This is a genomic window from Comamonas aquatica (assembly GCF_018064205.1).
Taxonomy (GTDB): Bacteria; Pseudomonadota; Gammaproteobacteria; order Burkholderiales; family Burkholderiaceae_C; genus Comamonas; species Comamonas aquatica.
The window spans coordinates 1,898,806-1,917,324 of record NZ_CP072916.1; the positions used below are offsets into that span (position 1 = coordinate 1,898,806).

Below are 18,519 nucleotides of genomic sequence, written 5' to 3' on the forward strand. Positions count from 1 at the left end.
AAAAAATCCACAGACTGCAAGCCCCGTCAAGCGATGTCCATGCTGCGTGCACAGGTTTGACCTGGAATCGACGCGTATTTGGCGAACTCGCACAATCGCGCACATCTCAGTTGTCCGCATTGTTTGTGCACTCCGCAAAATCTTCTCTCACAGCCCTCACCCTGGGCGCCCTCGGTGTGGTGTATGGCGACATCGGCACCAGCGTTCTGTACGCGCTCAAGGAAGTCTTCAACTCCGGCCACATCAGCCTGACACCCGAGCATGTGTACGGCGTGCTGTCGCTCGTGGTCTGGACGGTCACGGTCATCGTTTCCCTCAAATACGTCACGCTGGTGCTGCGGGCCGACAACCGCGGCGAAGGCGGCCTGGTGGCCATGCTGGCCCTGGCGGCCCAGGCGGTCGAAGGCTACCCCCGCCTGCGCAAGGTGCTGATGGCGATTGGCATCTTTGGCACCTGCCTGTTCTATGGCGACGGGGTCATCACCCCGGCCATTTCCGTGCTCTCGGCCGTCGAAGGCCTGGCCGTGCTGTCGCCCCGCTTTGAATCCTCGGTGGTCCCGCTGACCCTGGCCATCCTACTGGCCCTGTTCGCCGTGCAAAAACGCGGCACGGCCGGCATCGGCCGGTGGTTTGGCCCGATCATGCTGGTGTGGTTCCTGAGCCTGGCCGGTCTGGGCATCTGGCACATCGCCCACCACCCCACCATCCTGTGGGCGCTGAGCCCGCACCATGCGCTGCAGTTCATCTGGGACGAACCCGGCATTGCCTTTTTGCTGCTGGGTGCCGTGGTGCTGTGCGTCACCGGCGCGGAGGCCCTGTATGCCGACCTGGGCCACTTTGGCAAACGCCCGATCCGCCACGCCTGGTTTGGCGTGGCCATGCCCGCGCTGCTGCTGAACTACCTGGGCCAGGGCGCCCTGCTGCTGCAACAACCCGAGGCCGTCAGCAACCCCTTCTTCGCCATGGCACCACGCGCGCTGCTGCTGCCCCTGGTGGTGCTGGCCACGGCGGCCACGGTGATTGCCTCCCAGGCACTGATCACCGGCGCCTTCAGCGTGACCAAGCAGGTGATCCAGCTGGGCTATCTGCCGCGCCTGCAGGTGCTGCACACCAGCGAGACTGACACCGGACAGATCTACATGCCCCTGGTCAACTGGGGCCTGTGCGTGGGCATCGCCCTGGCCGTGATCTTCTTTCAGTCCTCCGGCGCGCTGGCCGCCGCCTACGGCATTGCCGTGACGCTGGACATGCTGATCACCACCATCCTCACCTTCTTCGTGGTGCGCTGGGGCTGGCGCTATCCCCTGCTGCCCGTGGCCGCCGCCACGCTGTTCTTCCTGGTCGTGGATGTCAGCTTCTTTGCCTCCAACCTGATCAAGCTGCCGGACGGCGGCTGGTTCCCGCTGGCCATTGGCGGCGCCATGTTCGTGCTGATGCGCACCTGGCACACCGGGCGCCAGCTGATCACAGCGGCCATGGAGCACCACGCGCTGCCGCTGGCCAGCTTTCTGGACATGCTGCGCCATGACAGCAACGTCACGCGCGTGGCCGGCACGGCGGTGTTCCTGTCGTCGCAGGCCGGCACCGTGCCCAGTGCCCTGCTGCACAACCTCAAGCACAACAAGGTGCTGCACGCGCGCAACTTGTTCGTGACCGTGCGCCACCACGAGGTCGCGCACATCCCGGTGTCGCAGCGCTTCAACGCCACCGACCTGGGCCACGAGTGCTGGCAGGTCATCCTGCACTTCGGCTTCAAGGACGAACCGCATGTCCCGGCCGCCCTGTACCTGCTGGCCAGCCGCCAGACCATCCCTTCGCTGAGCGACATGGAGACCAGCTACTTCCTGTCGCGCGACATCATCGTGGCGCAACGCGGCCATGGCATGGTGCTGTGGCGCGAAAAGCTGTTCGCCCAGATGTACCGCAACGCCGGCTCGGCCGCCGACTTCCTGCACCTGCCACACCGCAGCGTGGTGGAGCTGGGCAGCCAGATCGTGATCTGAACCCCGGGGCACCTGTCCCGTGCAGCGCGCCCCCGGCCTGGATCGATCCGCCCCCGGCTGACCGAGGTGCGGTCATCCACCCCGATGCAAGGCCGCCCTGCACAGGCCGGTGCCGGCTATGCTGTCTGCCACCCTTGGCTGTGGAGACACCATGCGCGACACCTTCCGCACAGCGCCGCCCCACGATGCGGTGAATGCCACCCTCTTGCCCCCTACTGGGGCATACCAAGCCCGTGATTCGGCAGTGTTCACACGCCTTGGGCGCAATGTCCGCCCCTGCCGTGCGGTCCAACTGCTGGCGCGGACCTAGGCCCGCCATGCCGTTTGCCGACCGCCTCACACGCCCGCGCGCGGTCCGGCGCGCGGCATGGGCCCTGCTGCTCGGCGGGTGGCTGGCGCTCTCCGGCGCCTGGGGCCAGACGCTGACCCTGGCCGCCCCCTACCACCGCCAGTTGGACATCCAGGCCTACTGGGTCAGCGAGAAATATGACGGCATCCGTGCGCACTGGACGGGCCAGCAACTGCTCAGCCGCCAGGGCCTGCCGATCGAAGCGCCTGCCTGGTTTGTGCGCGGCTGGCCGCGCACCCCGCTGGACGGCGAGCTGTGGGCCGGGCGCGGCCAGTTTGCCGCGGTGCAATCGACCGTGGCCCAGGGCGCGCAGGACGATGCTGGCTGGCGTCGGTTGCGCTACATGGTGTTTGATGTGCCCCAGCACCCCGGGCCGTTCACCCAGCGCCAGCAGCAGTTGCAGCGCACCGTGGCAGCCATCGGCCAGGATTGGGTACAGGTGGCCCCGCAATGGCAGGTGCCCAGCCATGACGCCCTGCAGCGCCAGCTTCGCAGCTACAGCCAGGCGGGCGCCGAGGGCTTGATGCTGCGCCACGCCCAGGCGCCCTACCGGGGCGGGCGCAGCGAGGACCTGATCAAGCTGAAGCTGTTCGAGGACGCCGAGGCCGTGGTCGTGGCCCACCTGCCGGGCCAGGGCAAATACCGCGGCATGACCGGCGCGCTGCTGGTCGAGGCCCCCGGCGGGCAGCGTTTCAAGCTGGGCAGCGGCCTGAGCGATGCCGACCGCCGCCAGCCACCGCCGATTGGCAGCACCATCACCTACCGCTTCAACGGCACCCACCCCAGCGGCCTGCCACGCTTTGCGCGCTACTGGCGGCTGCGCACAAGCGATCAGCCATAAAAAAGAGAGCTGCTTGCGCTCGTTTTGCAAGGACTTCAGATGGTTTGACATCCTAATCCCAGGCAGAACGTGCGCTGCTTGCTCTCTTTTTCATGGACTCCGCCACGGCCGTGGCCAGGGTCCGCTCATCCAGACTCAGGCCTTCTTGACCACGGTCTTGGCGGCAGCCTTGGTCGTGGCCGCCTTCACCCCAGGCTTGGCCACCGGTGCCGCCTTGGCGCGTGCTGCGCGGGGCTTGGGCGCAGCCTGGGCCGGCTGGGCCTGCACCACGCAGTCGGCGTAGAAGCGCACATTGCCCTGGTCGTCCTCGATCTCCACCAGGCCGTGGATGTCGGTTTCAAAGCCGGGGCACTCCTTGGCGAACTCGCGCGCGAACAGCAGGTAGTCCACGATCTTCTTGTTGAAGACTTCGCCGGGGATCAGCAACGGAATGCCGGGAGGGTAAGGCGTCACCAGGCCCACGGTGATGCGGCCTTCCAGGTGGTCGATCTCGACCCGCTCGGTCTTGCGCTGGGCAATGTGGGCGTAGGCGTCCGAAGGCTTCATTGCGGGCTGCAGGTCCGACAGGTACATCTCCGTCGTCAGGCGGGCGATGTCGTACTTGGCGTACAGCTCGTGCACGTGCTGGCACAGGTCCTTGAGGCCCATGCGCTCGTAGCGGCGGTGCTGCTGCACGAACTCCGGCAGGATGCGCGCCAGCGGCTGGTTGCGGTCGTAGTCGTCCTTGAACTGCTGCAACGCCGTCAGCATGGTGTTCCAGCGGCCCTTGGTGATGCCGATGGTGAACATGATGAAGAACGAGTACAGACCGGTCTTCTCCACCACCACGCCGTGCTCGGCCAGGTACTTGGTGACGATGGAGGCGGGAATGCCGGTGTCGGCAAAGTCACCGTCCAGGTCCAGGCCGGGCGTGACGATGGTGGACTTGATAGGGTCCAGCATGTTGAAGCCATCGGCCAGGTCGCCAAAGCCGTGCCAGTTGTCGAATTCCTTGCCGTTCTTTTGCTTGGACTTGGTCTTGGGCGCGGCATCCTTGCCGCGGATGATCCAGTCGTCCGCACGGCCCACGCCCTCTTCGGCCAGCTTCTCCGGACCCCAGACCTGGAACCACCAGTCGTCGTCGCCGAACTCGTCGTCCACCTTGCGCATGGCACGGCGGAAGTTCAGTGCCTCCAGGATGGACTCTTCCACCAGCGCCGTGCCGCCGGGCGGCTCCATCATGGCGGCCGCCACGTCGCAGCTGGCAATGATGCTGTACTGCGGGCTGGTCGAGGTGTGCATCAGGTACGCCTCGTTGAACAGGTGGTGGTCCAGCTTCTCGTTCTGCGAGTCCTGCACCAGCACGTGCGAGGCCTGGCTGATACCGGCCAGCAGCTTGTGGATGGACTGCGTGGCGTAGACCACGGACTCCTTGGGACGCTGGCGCTTCTTGCCCATGGCATGGTAGGTGCCATAGAAGGGGTGGAAGGCCGCGTGCGGCAGCCACGCCTCGTCGAAATGCAGGTTGGCCACGTAGCCATCCAGCATGGTCTTGATGGTCTCGGTGTTGTACAGCACGCCGTCATAGGTGGACTGCGTCAGCGTCAGCACGCGCGGCTTGACGGCCTGCGCGTCCACGCCCTTGAGCAAGGGGTTGGCGGCAATCTTGGCCTGGATCGACGCAATGCTGAATTCGCTTTGCGGGATCGGGCCGATGATGCCGAAGTGGTTGCGCGTGGGCTTCAAGAACACCGGAATCGCACCCGTCATGATGATGGAGTGCAGGATGGACTTGTGGCAATTGCGGTCCACCACCACCACGTCACCGGGCGCCACGGTGTGGTGCCAGACGATCTTGTTTGAGGTGGAGGTGCCGTTGGTCACAAAGTAGCAGTGGTCGGCATTGAAGATGCGTGCGGCATTGCGCTCGGACTCACCAATCGCGCCGTTGTGGTCCAGCAGTTGGCCCAGCTCTTCCACGGCATTGCACACGTCGGCGCGCAGCATGTTCTCGCCATAGAACTGGTGGTACATCTGGCCCACGGGCGTCTTCAGGAAGGCTACACCCCCCGAGTGACCGGGGCAGTGCCAGCTGTACGAACCGTCTTCGGCATAGTCCAGCAGCGCCTTGAAGAATGGGGGTTGCACGCTTTCCAGGTAGGCCTTGGCTTCGCGGATGATGTGCTTGGCCACGAACTCGGGCGTGTCCTCGAACATGTGGATGAAGCCATGCAGCTCACGCAGGATGTCGTTGGGCAGGTGGCGGCTGGTCTTGGTCTCGCCGTAGATGTAGATCGGCACCTCTTCATTCTTGCGCCGCACTTCGCCAATGAAGCTGCGCAGGCTGTGAATGATGGGGTCGTCGTTGTCGCCGGTCAGCTCTTCGTCGTCGATCGACAAGATGAACGCACTGGCACGACTTTGCTGTTGCGCAAACTGACTCAGGTCACCATAACTGGTCACCCCAAGGACTTCAAAGCCCTCATCCTCAATGGCCTGCGCCAGGGCACGGATGCCCAGGCCAGACGTGTTGTCGGAGCGGTAATCCTCGTCGATGATGACGATGGGAAAACGGAATTTCATGCGCAACCCCTTGCAGTCGGGAACCAATAAAAGTCAGATAGGCGCGCAGTGTAAGTAATATCTAGGTTCAGCCTGCAAATTGCAGACGCTTTTCCTAAATTTACGGGCAGTTTCACCACTGCGCCGCACACATAGCCTAGGGAGTGACGCCGTGGAGGCAAGTACTATTTGGTGGATTTTGGCCGGCATTGCGATTGCCGCCGAGCTTCTGACGGGGGGCATCTACCTACTGATGATTTCCACCGGGCTGGCCGCGGGCGCCATCGCCGCCCACCTGGGGCTGGGCCTGCCCGCACAGATCAGCACGGCCGCCATCATCGGCGTGCTGGCCGTTTTGCTGTGCCGCCGCATCCGTGGCCGCCGCATGCCCGAGTTGCCTGCCGCTGCCAACCCCGACCTGAATCTGGACATTGGCGAAACCCTGCACGTGCCCGAGTGGAACAGCGACGGCACGGCGCGCATCCCCTACCGCGGCAGCCAATGGACCGTGGTGCTGCGCCCCGGCAGCCTGCCGTCGACAGGCCTGTACCGCGTGATCGAGGTACAGGGCAACCGCCTGATCGTGGACAAGGCCTGACCTGGCCTGGTCCCTTGTTTTGTTGTCTTTCGTTTTTCTCTTCAAAAGGTTTGGACCATGGAAATTGCCATCATCGGTTTAGTGATTGCCGCCATCTTCATCAGCATGTCGGTCAAGATCGTTCCCCAGCAGCACGCCTGGATCAAGGAACGCTTCGGCAAATATGCCGGCACGCTGAGCCCCGGTCTGCGCATCATCATCCCCTTCATCGAGAAGGTGTCGTACAAGCACAGCCTCAAGGAAATCCCGCTCGATGTGCCCAGCCAGGTCTGCATCACGCGCGACAACACGCAGCTGCAAGTCGACGGCATCCTGTATTTCCAGGTGACCGACCCCATGCGCGCCAGCTACGGCTCGTCCAACTACATCATGGCGGTGACGCAGCTGGCCCAGACCTCGCTGCGCAGCGTGATCGGCAAGCTGGAACTGGACAAGACCTTTGAAGAGCGCGACATGATCAATGCCCAGGTCGTCAATGCGATCGACGAAGCCGCGCTGAACTGGGGCGTGAAAGTGCTGCGCTACGAAATCAAGGACCTGACCCCGCCCAACGAAATCCTGCGCGCCATGCAGGCCCAGATCACCGCCGAGCGCGAGAAGCGCGCGCTGATCGCGGCTTCCGAAGGCCGCCGCCAGGAGCAGATCAACATCGCCACCGGCGAACGCGAAGCCTTCATCGCCCGCTCCGAAGGTGAAAAGCAGGCCGCCATCAACAAGGCCCAGGGTGAAGCCGCCGCCATCACCACCGTCGCCGAAGCCACCGCCCAGGCGCTGGAGCGTGTGGCCCAGGCCATCCAGCAACCGGGTGGCGAGCAGGCCGTGCAACTCAAGGTGGCCGAAAGTGCCGTCGATGCCTACAGCAAGGTGGCCCAGGATGCCAACACCACGCTGATCGTGCCCAGCAACATCTCCGAAGTCTCCGGCCTCATCGCTTCCGCCATGCGCGTGGTGCAGCAAGGCGGCTCGCGCGGCTGAATGCGAAATCGCGGCCGCCTGCAAAGTTTTGCGGCTTTCTCCATTTGAGGCTGCAAAAGCAGGTTAGAATTCCAGCTTCACGGAGAGGTGGATGAGCGGTTTAAGTCGCACGCCTGGAAAGCGTGTGTGGGTTAATAGCCCACCGCGGGTTCGAATCCCGCCCTCTCCGCCAGATAGCAAGCCAAGCTAAATGCTTGGCTTTTCAATTCAGCTCACAGCCTGGCTGTGCAGCCAGGAAGGGTGGATGAGCGGTTTAAGTCGCACGCCTGGAAAGCGTGTGTGGGTTAATAGCCCACCGCGGGTTCGAATCCCGCCCCTTCCGCCAAGATCCAGTGTAATTTGTTGATTTATAACGATATTTTTAAAAATCAACATACCGTTATACGCTTGGTTATACGGAATTGTTTGCATAAAATATAAGCAACCATTCCTTAGCTACCGTGCAAGCAAAGCCCTGAGCCCCGACCGCTCAGGGCTTTTTTCTTGCCTGAAACTCGGTGAGCATGCCCTTGAGCACCAGCACATATTCCAACACCTGCAGCGCCGTGTCGATGGCCCAAGTCGTAACTTCAGCATGATCAAGGCTTGAAGGCTTCCACAGCCCATCGCACCAACAGCAGCTGATTTCCCACTTGGTGGCACTGATGCGCTCAAACACGGGCTGCTGCAGTTGCGCTGCTTTCCAGCGTTTGGCTATGTCCAACTGCAGCTGAGCTGGCAACACGCCTTCGCCTTGCAGCAGCAAGCGTAGCCCCAGCCCAGTCCCCCAGCCCTCTTGCCGTAGCTGCACCATGGTCAAGTTGGGCCATGCTGGCGCAGCACCAAATGCACGGGGCAGCTGAATCGTCAGCATGGGTTGCCCCTGGTGCAGGTGCACGGCCAGTGACAGCGGCACGGGATCTCTCACCCCCTGCACTTGCAGTTTGGCCGACGTGGTGTTGGTCAGTTGGGCTTGCAAAGTGCGCTTCACGCACCGCCACCACGCCAGCAGCAGCTCAGGCACATCGCCCAAAGCTTGAAACAGCCGTTCATGCCAAGCAATGCGCCTGGCTAAAGCCTTGGCATTCAGGTTCATGGCCTCAGCCATTTCTTGAATAGCGAGCATGACGTGACCATGCGCAGGAGCTTGACCGAGCACCCGCCTTGCAAACATCAGCACCCAAGGCACATCACAGCGCCCGCTGTCCAAGTGCCACAGCAAAGCGTGGATCGTTTCTGGTGCTTGATGCGGCGCACCAAGCACAACCGCTTGCGCATCTGCCGAATCCCGCCACTGCAACCAACGGGCTGCATCCGTGATGCCCTGGCTTTGCAAGAATGCGACCAGGCGGCGCAAACGCTGTCCAGTGCAGGCAATGTCATCACTGCCGCCAACAAACGCCGGTAGCGGTACCACCTCAAGTGATAAGGGTGCATGGTCAAACTTTCAAAACAGGCACGCCGCAACGGCACCTGAGTGCAGCTTCAAAAGCCAAGCACCAGGCGCACAACGTGCACAAAGGGAAATCAGGAAAAAGAGAGCGAGAAACTGAAACTCAAGCCAGCGCAATGGTTGTGCCACGGCGACTGCGCAATCCGACTTGCACCACCTTGTCCAAGGTGGCTTTTTCTGACCAGCGGGCGTTGGTGTTGCGCAGCTTTTTGCTGCCCCAATGCTCCAGCAAGGCATTCCAGGGAGTGAGCGGCACACCTTCCATCAAGGGGTCGAGCACCAGCAAGGAATGTGGCTTGCCATCGGCATACATCACACCCACTGCCAGCACCCAATGGCTGTAGCTGGGCGAAGTAAAACGCACCAGGCACACATGGTCAGATTCCAGCGCAGCCACCGTGCGGGCCTCGACATTGCGGCGCAGTTGGCGGCACTGCAGTTGCTCAGAAAACGGTGCAAACTGCTCTCTGATGGCTGCACTGCTACAGCCGCTAAAGTACAAAGCTTGGCCCATGGCGCTGACCTCCATCAGCCGTGCATCAAGGTCGCTTTCATACAGGTCATCGCGTGACACCTGGCCCAACAGCATCAAGGCCATCAACACGCAGTGGTGCCCGCAAGCCATGTCGTTCTCGCCCTGGCGCAGCAGCAGCTTGTTTTGATAGGCCATTGCACCTGAGCGGCCAACACTCAGCTGCGAGTGCACCACAAAGTGCCGCCCCAGCATCAGTACTCCTCGGGCAACAACAGCGTGGTGCTACTGCGGTCAGCTTCTGTGATGATCCACAGGCGTTCTGTCTTGGAAAGCTCATACACCGACATCAGCCTGTAGCCGTACTGCAAAGCATCAGCATTACTTTGCCTGTCTTCGGCGCAGATATCACCCCAATCACCCGACACATGGCGCAGCACAAACGGCAGTGCTGTCAGTTCATGGGTTTCCAATAGCTCCAATGCCCCAGGTGTGGCCAGTACCTGGCCCAAGGCAAACAAGGGCGTACCAGCATCAACCTTGTGTCGAGAAGCAGGAGAAGAATCGTTCGGGCATGCGGCGGCCTGACCTGTATCAGTCATAGAAAGCTCCAAAATGAAAAGTGGGAAAGAAATGCCCTGTGCTGCCAAATACTTCCCCGAGGCTCACGACCCCAAATTGACAGGCATGGCTACGCCGCACAAGCGTTCAAAACGCATGCGCTAGCAAGCTACCTGATCAAATCAGGCGCACAAAACGGGGGGAGGGAAGCTCAGGATGTCGAGCGAGAGAAGCAGCTGATCAATGATCGAGCGGCCGATTGCGCTATGCAATACAAGCGCATACTTATTATAAACAATGCCAATATTTGCATATCAAATATATTTGATATATTTAAATGGATATTTAAAACAAAGTTGACCAGTGGGAAGCAGGCTAAAAGGCCGCTTCAAGTTGATATGAGCCATTTAGCGAAACAAATCGGGAGAAGGCTGTAGGCACTTAGCAGTCAGTCAAAGTGAATCAAATACTGCCCACTGTGCAACGTTTTATGCCGTTTATCCCAGCATCGCACCCGATTGTCTAACTGTGGGGAATATGCAAACGGCAAGACTCAGACGATAAAGCCCCGGTCACGCCACCTGGCTGCTACGAGCCTCTCAAAGTCATAGCCTTCGCCCAACTTCAGATTGTCTGCATGGTCGCAGACGATGATCTGAGGCTTGTTGCCAACGTCCTTTGCGGTGTCATCGCAAAACTTGGCCAGGACGGTGAACATCCTAGCGACGGCGTCTAGGTCGTCGTCGGGTGTAGTGGACGCAGCGCTGACAGCCTGACCTGGCACCGCGCCTGCGGGTGCGGGTGCGGGGGCGCCTGAGGCCGTGCCAGCCGGCTCGGTCGATGGATCCACAGGCTGCGGGTCTTCTAGGTTGCCGCGCAACTTGGCTGCAATGAACTCAGCTCCATGATCAGCCGAGGGAAAATACACCTGCGTCGGCTGGTCGAGAAACAGCACCGGTGGCAGCTTGCTGTCGGCATAGGCGGCAAACTGATAGTGCAAGGACAGGAACAGCGTCAGGTGAGAATAGAGCCAGTTAGCCCCGCTGCCCATGGACCGCAGGTATACCTTCTTGGCGGGAGCTCCGTTCACCCCAGGCGTCTCGTGCCAAAGATCGAAGGAATCGATGTCGAATTTCAAGGCACCAGTTTTGTAGGATTCCTCGAAGTCGAAATGTGGGCCAATGATGGCCATACGCTTGTTGATGTTGTTTTGCAACGCCACCAGCTTAGGCGCGACATCGAACAGCGCCTTCTTCGATTTCAGCACTGCGACCCGCTCCGAGAGCGTCCGCACCAGCTCAGTGGTCTCTGTGGGAGGATTGTCAATCCTTCGCTCAATCGCTAGCTCCAACTTAAGCTTGGCCTTTTGTGCTGCAGCGTCGGCGGATTTAGACCGCTTCAGGCGGTCGGCTTCCTGCTCTAGAGGCCGCAACGTGTTCTCTACCTGCCGCAGTGCTTTGCGCACGGTCTTAATCGACTCGTCGATCTCACGGCGTTCTTGACCGAAGCCCTCTCGTGCATACGCAGACAACCTAAGCTCGCCGTTGAGCCAATTGGGCTGCTGCCGGTTTCAAAGACACCTTGTTAAGGTGGAAGATGAAACCGGAGGTGGTTCATGGAGACAAGAAGGACATTCAGCCGCGAGTTCAAGCTCGAGGCGGTCAGGTTGGTCACCGAGCGTGGCGTGGCTGTGGCCCAGGCAGCCAAGGACCTGGACGTTCACGAGAACGTGCTGCGCAAGTGGGTTCGTGAGTTGCGAGAGGAGCCCCAGGAGGCGTACCCTGGCAACGGCAAGCAGAAGGCCCAGGACGCGGAGATAGCGCGACTGCGCAAGGAGGTTGCCAAGCTCAAGATGGAGCGCGACATCCTGAAAAAAGCCGCGGCCTACTTCGCGAAGGAGTCGATGTGAAGTTCGGCTTCGTGGCGAAACACCGAGGGGCCTGGCCGGTCAATCTGATGTGCGAGGCGCTCGGTGTCTCGCGGGGTGGCTTCTACGCGTGGCTCACACGGCCCAGGAGCCAGCGCAGCCTCAGCGATGAAGTGCTGGGCGCGCAAGTCCACCAGAGCTTCGTGCGCAGCGACCGCACCTACGGCGCGCGCCGTGTGTGGCACGACGTGCTGGAGCAAGGTCAAGCCTGTGGTCTGCACCGCATCGAGCGACTCATGCGAGAGCAGGCACTACGAGCCAGGCCCCGACGACGTGGACTGCCCAAGGACCGGGGCACGCGCAGCGCGGTGGCCGACAACGTGCTGGACCGCCAGTTCCGGGCCGATGGCCCGAACCAGAAGTGGGTAGCCGACTTCACCTACATCTGGACAGCCGAGGGCTGGCTGTACGTGGCGGCGGTGCTGGACCTGTACTCGCGGCGCATCGTGGGCTGGTCGATGCAGGAGAGCATGACCTCGCAGCTCGTGGTGGATGCGCTGATGATGGCAGTGTGGCGTCGAGGCAAGACGGTGGCCTTGTTGCATCACTCGGACCAGGGCAGCCAGTACACCAGCGAGCACTTCCAGAAGCTGCTGGATGAACAAGGCATCACTTGCAGCATGAGCCGGGCTGGTGAGGTCTGGGACAACTCGGCCATGGAGAGCTTCTTCAGTTCCCTCAAGACCGAGCGCACGGCCAGGAAGGTGTACCGCACACGAGGGCAGGCCCGTTCAGATGTGTTCGACTACATCGAGTGCTTCTACAACCCGACGCGCCGGCATTCGACGCTCGGCTATCTCAGTCCCGTACAGTTCGAGAAAGCTCAAGAAGCTTAGGTCGGTGTCAACGGAACCGGCAGCAGCCCAGCATTCCTGCACCAAACGTACGGCACGTTCACGTACCTCAGGGCTAAAACGAGCAGCTTTAGTGTTCATGACTCAATCCTCTCAGGAGTTGAGCCTCCACGGAAGCCGGTGCGATTCATTAAGCCACATCAGCATATCAACGCCACTAGAAATAAACCCACGGATACCAACACCACCATCATTACTGAACCCCGCCCCAGTTTCATTCACAGCTGGAAGTAAACGGAAGCGGGTTTTTCCTTGATTGTTTTTAGGACACGGAACGTGCCTACCAATGCGGGAAAGTGCAGTGTGCAATTGGGGAGCAAGGCTTGAATAGACGTAAATCCATTTACCCTCTACTCGCTCCAAAACTTCTTTCTTGTCATATTGAGCCATGATGATCTCCAAGTTTGAAACCAGTAAAGGGGCTTCAATAAGTCCCCAACGGGGACTTAATGAAACCCCCTCATGGATAGTTAAATTGGGCTCGCAAGGAGCCCCTATAGGGTTTAGTTAAGAACGGCGTTGTTGCATAAATCGTTGCTCAGCAAGCGGTAGGCTTGCGGCATGAGCCACTCCCGTAAGCCCCGCTACCGCACCACAAACTGGAAACAGTACAACGCAGCTCTCAAGGCCCGCGGCTCTTTGACGGTGTGGCTGGACAAGCGCATGTGTTGGTTTGCCGCTGCAAGCGGCAAACGCGGGCGAAGCCCGAAGTTCTCGGATGCTGCCATTCAATTCTGTTTGACGCTCAAGAACCTGTTTGGCTTGGCGCTGAGACAAACTACAGGCTTGGTGGAGTCGGTGCTGCAACTGTGTGGCCTTGCCTGGTCCTCTCCAGACTTCAGCACCCTGTGCAGGCGGCAGCGAGATTTGGATGTCCAGATTCCGTACACCCGCAGTAAAGCAGGCTTGCACCTGCTGGTTGATTCGACAGGCATCAAGTTTCTGGGTGAAGGCGAGTGGAAATGCAAAAAGCACGGCGCTGAATACCGCCGTCAATGGCGTAAGCTGCACATTGGTATCGATGCGGATACCTTGCAGATTCGGGCCATCTGCGTGACGAGTAATAACGTCAGTGATGCCTCAGTGCTCAGCGACTTGCTGGAGCAACTGCCGCCCGATGAAACGCTTCAAAGTCTTATCGGTGATGGCGCCTACGATACACAGCCCGCCTATGAAGCGGTCATCAGGCACGGTGCAATCCCCATCATTCCTCCCCGCAAGAATGCACGAGTGCGCAGGGGTGCTGTGTTCGAGCGCCGCAATGCAGCGATTGCTGCGTGCAGGCGGCTGGGGCGAAGTATATGGAAACGCTGGATTGGCTACCACCGGCGAAGCTTGGTGGAAGCCAAGATGAACTGCATCAAACGTTTGGGCGAGCGGGTGATGTCCCGCACCTTTGAACGCCAAGTGAACGAGCTGCATATCCGAGCAGCCATCTTGAATCGATTTACTGAACTTGGCCGTCCTCAGACGGCAGCCGTGGCATAGCCACGGCTGGGGGTTGGGGTCAATCGCCTCAAATTGGATTTATGCAACAGCGCCGTTAAGAACGAGAATTGCGACGTATCACTTCAAGAACACCGTCCCTGAGTTTTTGATAGTTCAGATTCTCATAAGCACAACACACACGGAATGAAAATGGCAGGTGCATATCATCAGACATTACCCATTCATATGCTTCATCACGTACTTGCTGTGAAGTTCTCTGGTCAGCTACAGACGAAATTGTTTGTTGGAGAATTCCAAAACGCAATTTGTCTATGTCATCGTCAGTCCACTCATACCGGGTAGGTAAAGATGGATGAGTAGGTTCTTGAATACTGCAATCGGCTTCGAAATCGAAACTTAATTGCGCAAGCAAGAACTCTTCTAAGAGCCCAGTTTTGACAGTAGGCATGGTTAAGTTCCAGTAGAACGGAGCCACACCCTGCCGGGCGTAGACCCCGGTTGGGAGAAACTTTGCAAAGCTGCAAAGCGATGAAATGCAAAAGCCACGAAAGTGACAAATGCAAAGTAAAAGCGGGTGATTTAAGAGATCCGCGTTCTCACTTCGTTCCTAGGGAACAAAACTAACTTTTCGATGCATCGGGTTGCATTGAAAAGCAAGCTTTGAACTTGCTCCGAGTTTTTTTAATGGCCTAGTGATAATTCTGAAAAACTCACTGTTTCGACTTTTTTGGTTTTTGGATGCATCTTGTGCTTGAAGTGATGTTCAGAACTCCAAAAGCCAAGGTACTCCCAACAGGCGTCATAAACTGAGTTGAAGCAGACTTTGTCACCTTCATTAATAGGCATCTGAGCCAATGCTGTACCAAGCTTCTTCCATACGGGAGAGCCTCGCTCAACAAACAGTATTTGACTAGCTGGCTTAGAGCTATCGTTCATTCCTTGCATCCTTAGACGGTCATAGTTCGTGATGACCTATTCTGCGGAGCTCCATTCAAATGGCACTCTCTCTTAATGCCCTGAACGGCGAATTAACGATATGTGCCCCAATTTTTAGCTTGCTCTGCCCTCGCCTGGAGCCCCTGCAGCCGGACTACAAGCAGGTGTGCACCAATGAGGTGAAGGTTTTTAGGCAAGAGTACCTACTTCATGTAATGTAGATTCATGCCTATGCAGGAACGGTGCACAGTGGGAACTGTGCACCGCCGTGCGCTGTGGCCAGGCTAATTTGTACCGAGGGGCTTAAAGTCGCCCGACTGTCGCCACTTTCGGATCTCGAAAGTAATTGGCTTGCCACTGTCATCTTGGATCACCATCACATCACCGGCAAAGGTGGAGCGACGGACATCCTTTTCTTCCAAAAAGATCCAGCCATGAGGGTCATCAGAGACATTCACTCGTAGATGCTTTTGCAACTTCCCTGCACCGACCAAATGGCACCCTAGTGAGTGTGACAACACAGGATAGCCATTGAGGGTCGGCAGGGATTCATGTAAAAGACAGCAGAAATGGATATAACTCTATGATTTCATTGGAAATATGCTGACATCAAAATCCAACGGCCCGATTTTCCGCCGGAAGTCGAGCGTGTAGTCCCCAAACCGGTTGATATGTGCCGTGCGGAACGGAGCGAGACCACCCAGGATCTCCGGCGTGATCTCGGTACCTTCGTCGCGAAGCTCTCGCAGTACACGTGTCATGCCCACCACGTTGTGCAGGATGATCATGTTGGCCACGAGGTGGTTGTACTTGATCACCTTGCGCTGCTCGTGTCGGATGTTCTCGGCAATGATCCCCTCGCCCCCAAAGAAGGACCAGCCGGCAAAGCCGTTGAACTGCTCGCTCTTATTGGTCTCGGCGTGGATCACCTTGCGCAATCCGACATCGCCGATGTAGCTGAGCAGGAACATGGTGCGGATGACTTTGCCGAGTTCGACGAACGCAAAGTACAGCTTGTTCTTGCGGCTGTAAGTGCCGAGCCGGCGCAGGATGGCCGACGGCGTTATCTTGCCGGTCTTGATGGACACAGCCACTCGCAACATCGCCGGCAAATGCAGTTCAATCAGCGCCCAGTCGATCACGTCGCTGAACAACGCATTGATGTTCTGGTAAGCGGCGCTCGACTCCGGGCGATGGAATTTCAGGTCCTGGATGCCCCGGATGCGCGGCATGAGCTGGATGCCAAGCAAGTGAGCCAGCGCAAAAACCGGGTAACTCTGGGCCTGTGTGTCCCCGTGGATCGTGTCGGGCCGGATGTCGGACTCGTTGCTCATCAGTCCGTCGAGGATATGGATGCCCTCATAGGTGCCACACGAGATGAAGTGGCTGAAGAGCGCGATGAACTTGTCGGAGACATGGTAGTAGCCGATGCCGCCGTAGCCGCCATAGCGGATGTGGTGCTCAGACAGCAGGTTCTGCTCGTACAGGTTCCATTTGGTGCCATCGGCCGATGCGTGTTTGCCCGTGCCCCAGTACCCGGGCAGTTCAAACTTGTTGTAGGCTTTGATCACCTTGACGATGGCACTGTCCAGAAGGTCTTCGCTGACGTATTTCAGGTTCAACCAGGAGATCTGGCGCCGGCTCAGCCCTTTGATCGATTTCGCGGTCTGAACGGGGCCCAGGTTGCAGCCATAGCAGAACAAGGTCGTGATCACCCGCATGCGCAAGTCCTCAAGGCGGCTGTCGGTCCCCGCCAGTGGGCGAAACAGCTTGTGAAGGTCCAACCAGCGCTCGGTGTCGATCATGAGGTCCACGATGCTGGCTGCTTTCATCCTTTCGGTGATCATGCCGTCGATGCGCGCGGCCGCCTCGACGATGTCGGAGCGCGGCGGCTTGCTGAGGATCAGACGTCCATCGACGATTTCTGCATGGGCGTTCTCCGGAAAATTTGCATCGATTTCCTTCGCTCGCTGAGACAGGGCTGATTTCAGCTTTGACACAAAGACGCTGGGATCTGTCTCGATGCCCGTAACCTGACCATAGTCGCCCACTTCCTTTTCATAGGTTTCGTCATCGACCAACTGCTCGCGGTAGTCGTCGTAGCGCTCCCCGTACTTGATGAAGAGGTCGCCCGACTTCAGGTCGTCCTTGACCGCATGCATGACCGCCAGCTCAAAATACCGGCGGTGGACAGCCTCGGGCCGGCCCTTGCCGACTGGCTTGACCAACACCAGTTTTCTCCACTGCGCTGACATCCAGCGAATATCTTTCTCTTCGCTCAGGCCCAGCATGGCCAGGGGCACGGTGTCAGCACGGTTGTCGCGCAGTGTGGCAAGGGCCTGAATCAAACGCTCAACCACCAGGTCCTCGCTGCTGGCTTTGGGGGAGGCGATGTCGATGCAGTTGAGCAACTGTGCTCTCACCATCTTGAACGGCTGCAGCAGGAACGGTAGGTGGTTGCGTCCGGCGTAGGCCAGGTGCTGGTCGCATTCGTTGAGCAACTCGTCCACCTCGCCCACCAAGGCCGTGCTGATGGCTTGCACGCGCTGTTCGTCCGAGCCCTTCAACTGATACGCGCCCAGGATGTCCCGGAGTTGGCCAACCAGCATGTCGGTTTTGTGGACGCGCTCCTGCTGGAACGACAGCAGTTTCTGCCTGGCATTGTTCTCCAGGTTCTGCATGAGGCGGATGAACAGGTCTGCGGCATCGTCCAGAGACTGGGCATGCTGAGCCCGGATCAAGATTACCGCCAGCGCATAACGTTTTTGTGGCTTGAGCTCGGCCATCTCGGTCGCATTGAGGGCACGCGCCAGGAGTCGGAACTGCTTGAGCTTGGGCACCGGCACGTCGGGTTTTGGAAGCTGCTCTACCAGGTGCTGCAAGCGTCGGATGTGCTGGATGTAGGTACGCGTCTCCTTGTTGGTGGGCCTCTTGGGCTCGCGTTTGAGCATCTGCCAGGGAGACACCGACTCGCCCGTGGAAGTTTTGAGCAAACCGTCGATCAGGGCCCTGGTCTGTGCGGTCAGCTGACCCGCGATGGCGGAGAAATACTGGTTATTGCTCTTTTCCCGGGCGCGAAACGCCATCCGGTCCAGCGTCGAGAAGGCGGGCAATTCATAGCGATGGTGGACCAACTCCTCCAGCATCACGTTGATGATGTCGGCCACGGCATGTTTCGTCTCGGCCGCTGCGTCCGCCACGACGGCCAACCAGTCATGGCCTGCAGGGTCCAGCGGCCTCACATTCAGGTGGCGGCGCAACGCCATGAAAAGCGCCGAGCGAGCGCCCGAGGCCTCTACGCGCTTGAGGTCTGCCATCAAGGGTGGCCGAATCACGCCCGCCTGCAGCGCAATGTGCTCTCGAATCACCTGGGGCACCTCGGTCAGTGGGATGAAATATCCCAGACGCTGAAATACCTTCAGGTGGATCAGCGCCGCCATGCGCAGCAAGGCGCGCTTGCCGATGTCGCAAGCCAAGCGTTGTTCCTCTGCGGACGGCGTGTAAAGCTCCGCCAACTCACGGGGTGTCGGATCGGGCCGCAGGCTGGGATAGGCCGTCTCATGGAGCGTGGTCATGGGCGG

16 protein-coding genes and 2 tRNA genes are annotated in these 18,519 nt (G+C 59.3%); 8 read left to right on the forward strand and 10 right to left on the reverse strand.

The annotated features are described in order from the left end of the window. Positions 1 to 125: 125 nt before the first annotated feature. Both KAQ61_RS09030 and KAQ61_RS09035 read left to right on the forward strand, forming a co-directional pair. Positions 126 to 2,003: a potassium transporter Kup gene (locus tag KAQ61_RS09030; protein ID WP_210931520.1), complete on the forward strand. Its 1,878-nt coding sequence runs from the start codon at positions 126 to 128 to the stop codon at positions 2,001 to 2,003. Positions 2,004 to 2,320: 317 nt separating this feature from the next. Further along, a complete protein-coding gene (locus KAQ61_RS09035) occupies positions 2,321 to 3,193 on the forward strand; it encodes a DNA ligase (RefSeq protein ID WP_210931522.1) in 873 nt (290 codons plus the stop codon). Between the two features lie 135 nt (positions 3,194 to 3,328). Here the strand turns inward: KAQ61_RS09035 and KAQ61_RS09040 are convergent, their stop codons facing one another. Continuing rightward, complete coding sequence (locus KAQ61_RS09040; RefSeq protein ID WP_210931524.1) at positions 3,329 to 5,755, reverse strand: arginine/lysine/ornithine decarboxylase; 2,427 nt, start codon at positions 5,753 to 5,755, stop codon at positions 3,329 to 3,331. Positions 5,756 to 5,906: 151 nt separating this feature from the next. Between KAQ61_RS09040 and KAQ61_RS09045 the strand changes: the two genes are divergently transcribed. From KAQ61_RS09045 to KAQ61_RS09060, 4 genes are all read left to right on the forward strand, one after another. After that, positions 5,907 to 6,332: an NfeD family protein gene (locus KAQ61_RS09045; protein WP_043387088.1), complete on the forward strand. Its 426-nt coding sequence runs from the start codon at positions 5,907 to 5,909 to the stop codon at positions 6,330 to 6,332. Positions 6,333 to 6,389: 57 nt separating this feature from the next. Then, positions 6,390 to 7,307 (forward strand): SPFH domain-containing protein, encoded by a 918-nt coding sequence (locus KAQ61_RS09050; RefSeq protein ID WP_154163044.1) that lies wholly within the window; start codon positions 6,390 to 6,392, stop codon positions 7,305 to 7,307. An 81-nt stretch (positions 7,308 to 7,388) separates the two neighbouring features. Beyond that, positions 7,389 to 7,479: transfer RNA gene (locus KAQ61_RS09055), tRNA-Ser, on the forward strand. 62 nt (positions 7,480 to 7,541) lie between these two features. Beyond that, positions 7,542 to 7,632, forward strand: a tRNA-Ser gene (locus tag KAQ61_RS09060). Between the two features lie 144 nt (positions 7,633 to 7,776). Here KAQ61_RS09060 and KAQ61_RS09065 read toward each other — a convergent pair. From KAQ61_RS09065 to KAQ61_RS09080, 4 genes are all read right to left on the reverse strand, one after another. Further along, positions 7,777 to 8,643, reverse strand: coding sequence for a hypothetical protein (locus tag KAQ61_RS09065; RefSeq protein WP_244983040.1), 867 nt, complete (start codon positions 8,641 to 8,643; stop codon positions 7,777 to 7,779). Between the two features lie 199 nt (positions 8,644 to 8,842). Continuing rightward, on the reverse strand, positions 8,843 to 9,409 hold the full coding sequence (locus KAQ61_RS09070; protein WP_244983041.1) for a hypothetical protein: 567 nt from the start codon (positions 9,407 to 9,409) through the stop codon (positions 8,843 to 8,845). A gap of 56 nt (positions 9,410 to 9,465) precedes the next feature. Next, a complete protein-coding gene (locus KAQ61_RS09075) occupies positions 9,466 to 9,813 on the reverse strand; it encodes a type I restriction endonuclease subunit M (RefSeq protein WP_210931528.1) in 348 nt (115 codons plus the stop codon). Between the two features lie 512 nt (positions 9,814 to 10,325). Further along, positions 10,326 to 11,237, reverse strand: a complete 912-nt coding sequence (locus KAQ61_RS09080; RefSeq protein WP_210931530.1) for a DUF3732 domain-containing protein — start codon at positions 11,235 to 11,237, stop codon at positions 10,326 to 10,328. A gap of 150 nt (positions 11,238 to 11,387) precedes the next feature. Between KAQ61_RS09080 and KAQ61_RS09085 the strand changes: the two genes are divergently transcribed. Further along, positions 11,388 to 12,535, forward strand: a protein-coding gene (locus tag KAQ61_RS09085; RefSeq protein WP_210929257.1) for an IS3 family transposase whose coding sequence is annotated in 2 segments (ribosomal slippage) — positions 11,388 to 11,649 and positions 11,649 to 12,535 — 1,149 coding nt in all. Because the reading frame shifts where the segments join, the coding sequence is not laid out codon by codon here. A gap of 111 nt (positions 12,536 to 12,646) precedes the next feature. On the opposite strand, the gene KAQ61_RS09090 is transcribed toward KAQ61_RS09085, so the two are convergent. Then, complete coding sequence (locus KAQ61_RS09090; RefSeq protein ID WP_210931532.1) at positions 12,647 to 12,943, reverse strand: hypothetical protein; 297 nt, start codon at positions 12,941 to 12,943, stop codon at positions 12,647 to 12,649. A gap of 171 nt (positions 12,944 to 13,114) precedes the next feature. On the opposite strand from KAQ61_RS09090, the gene KAQ61_RS09095 reads away from it, so the two are divergent. After that, positions 13,115 to 14,041, forward strand: a complete 927-nt coding sequence (locus KAQ61_RS09095) for an IS5 family transposase (protein ID WP_042419979.1) — start codon at positions 13,115 to 13,117, stop codon at positions 14,039 to 14,041. Positions 14,042 to 14,096: 55 nt separating this feature from the next. On the opposite strand, the gene KAQ61_RS09100 is transcribed toward KAQ61_RS09095, so the two are convergent. The 4 genes from KAQ61_RS09100 to KAQ61_RS09115 all read right to left on the reverse strand — a co-directional run bounded on the left by KAQ61_RS09100 (position 14,097) and on the right by KAQ61_RS09115 (position 18,513). After that, on the reverse strand, positions 14,097 to 14,450 hold the full coding sequence (locus KAQ61_RS09100; protein WP_210931534.1) for a hypothetical protein: 354 nt from the start codon (positions 14,448 to 14,450) through the stop codon (positions 14,097 to 14,099). A 233-nt stretch (positions 14,451 to 14,683) separates the two neighbouring features. Beyond that, positions 14,684 to 14,938: a hypothetical protein gene (locus tag KAQ61_RS09105; protein WP_210931536.1), complete on the reverse strand. Its 255-nt coding sequence runs from the start codon at positions 14,936 to 14,938 to the stop codon at positions 14,684 to 14,686. A gap of 284 nt (positions 14,939 to 15,222) precedes the next feature. Beyond that, positions 15,223 to 15,396: a hypothetical protein gene (locus KAQ61_RS09110; protein WP_210931538.1), complete on the reverse strand. Its 174-nt coding sequence runs from the start codon at positions 15,394 to 15,396 to the stop codon at positions 15,223 to 15,225. A gap of 123 nt (positions 15,397 to 15,519) precedes the next feature. Continuing rightward, positions 15,520 to 18,513 (reverse strand): Tn3 family transposase, encoded by a 2,994-nt coding sequence (locus KAQ61_RS09115; RefSeq protein ID WP_210931540.1) that lies wholly within the window; start codon positions 18,511 to 18,513, stop codon positions 15,520 to 15,522. Between the last annotated feature and the right edge of the window lie 6 nt (positions 18,514 to 18,519).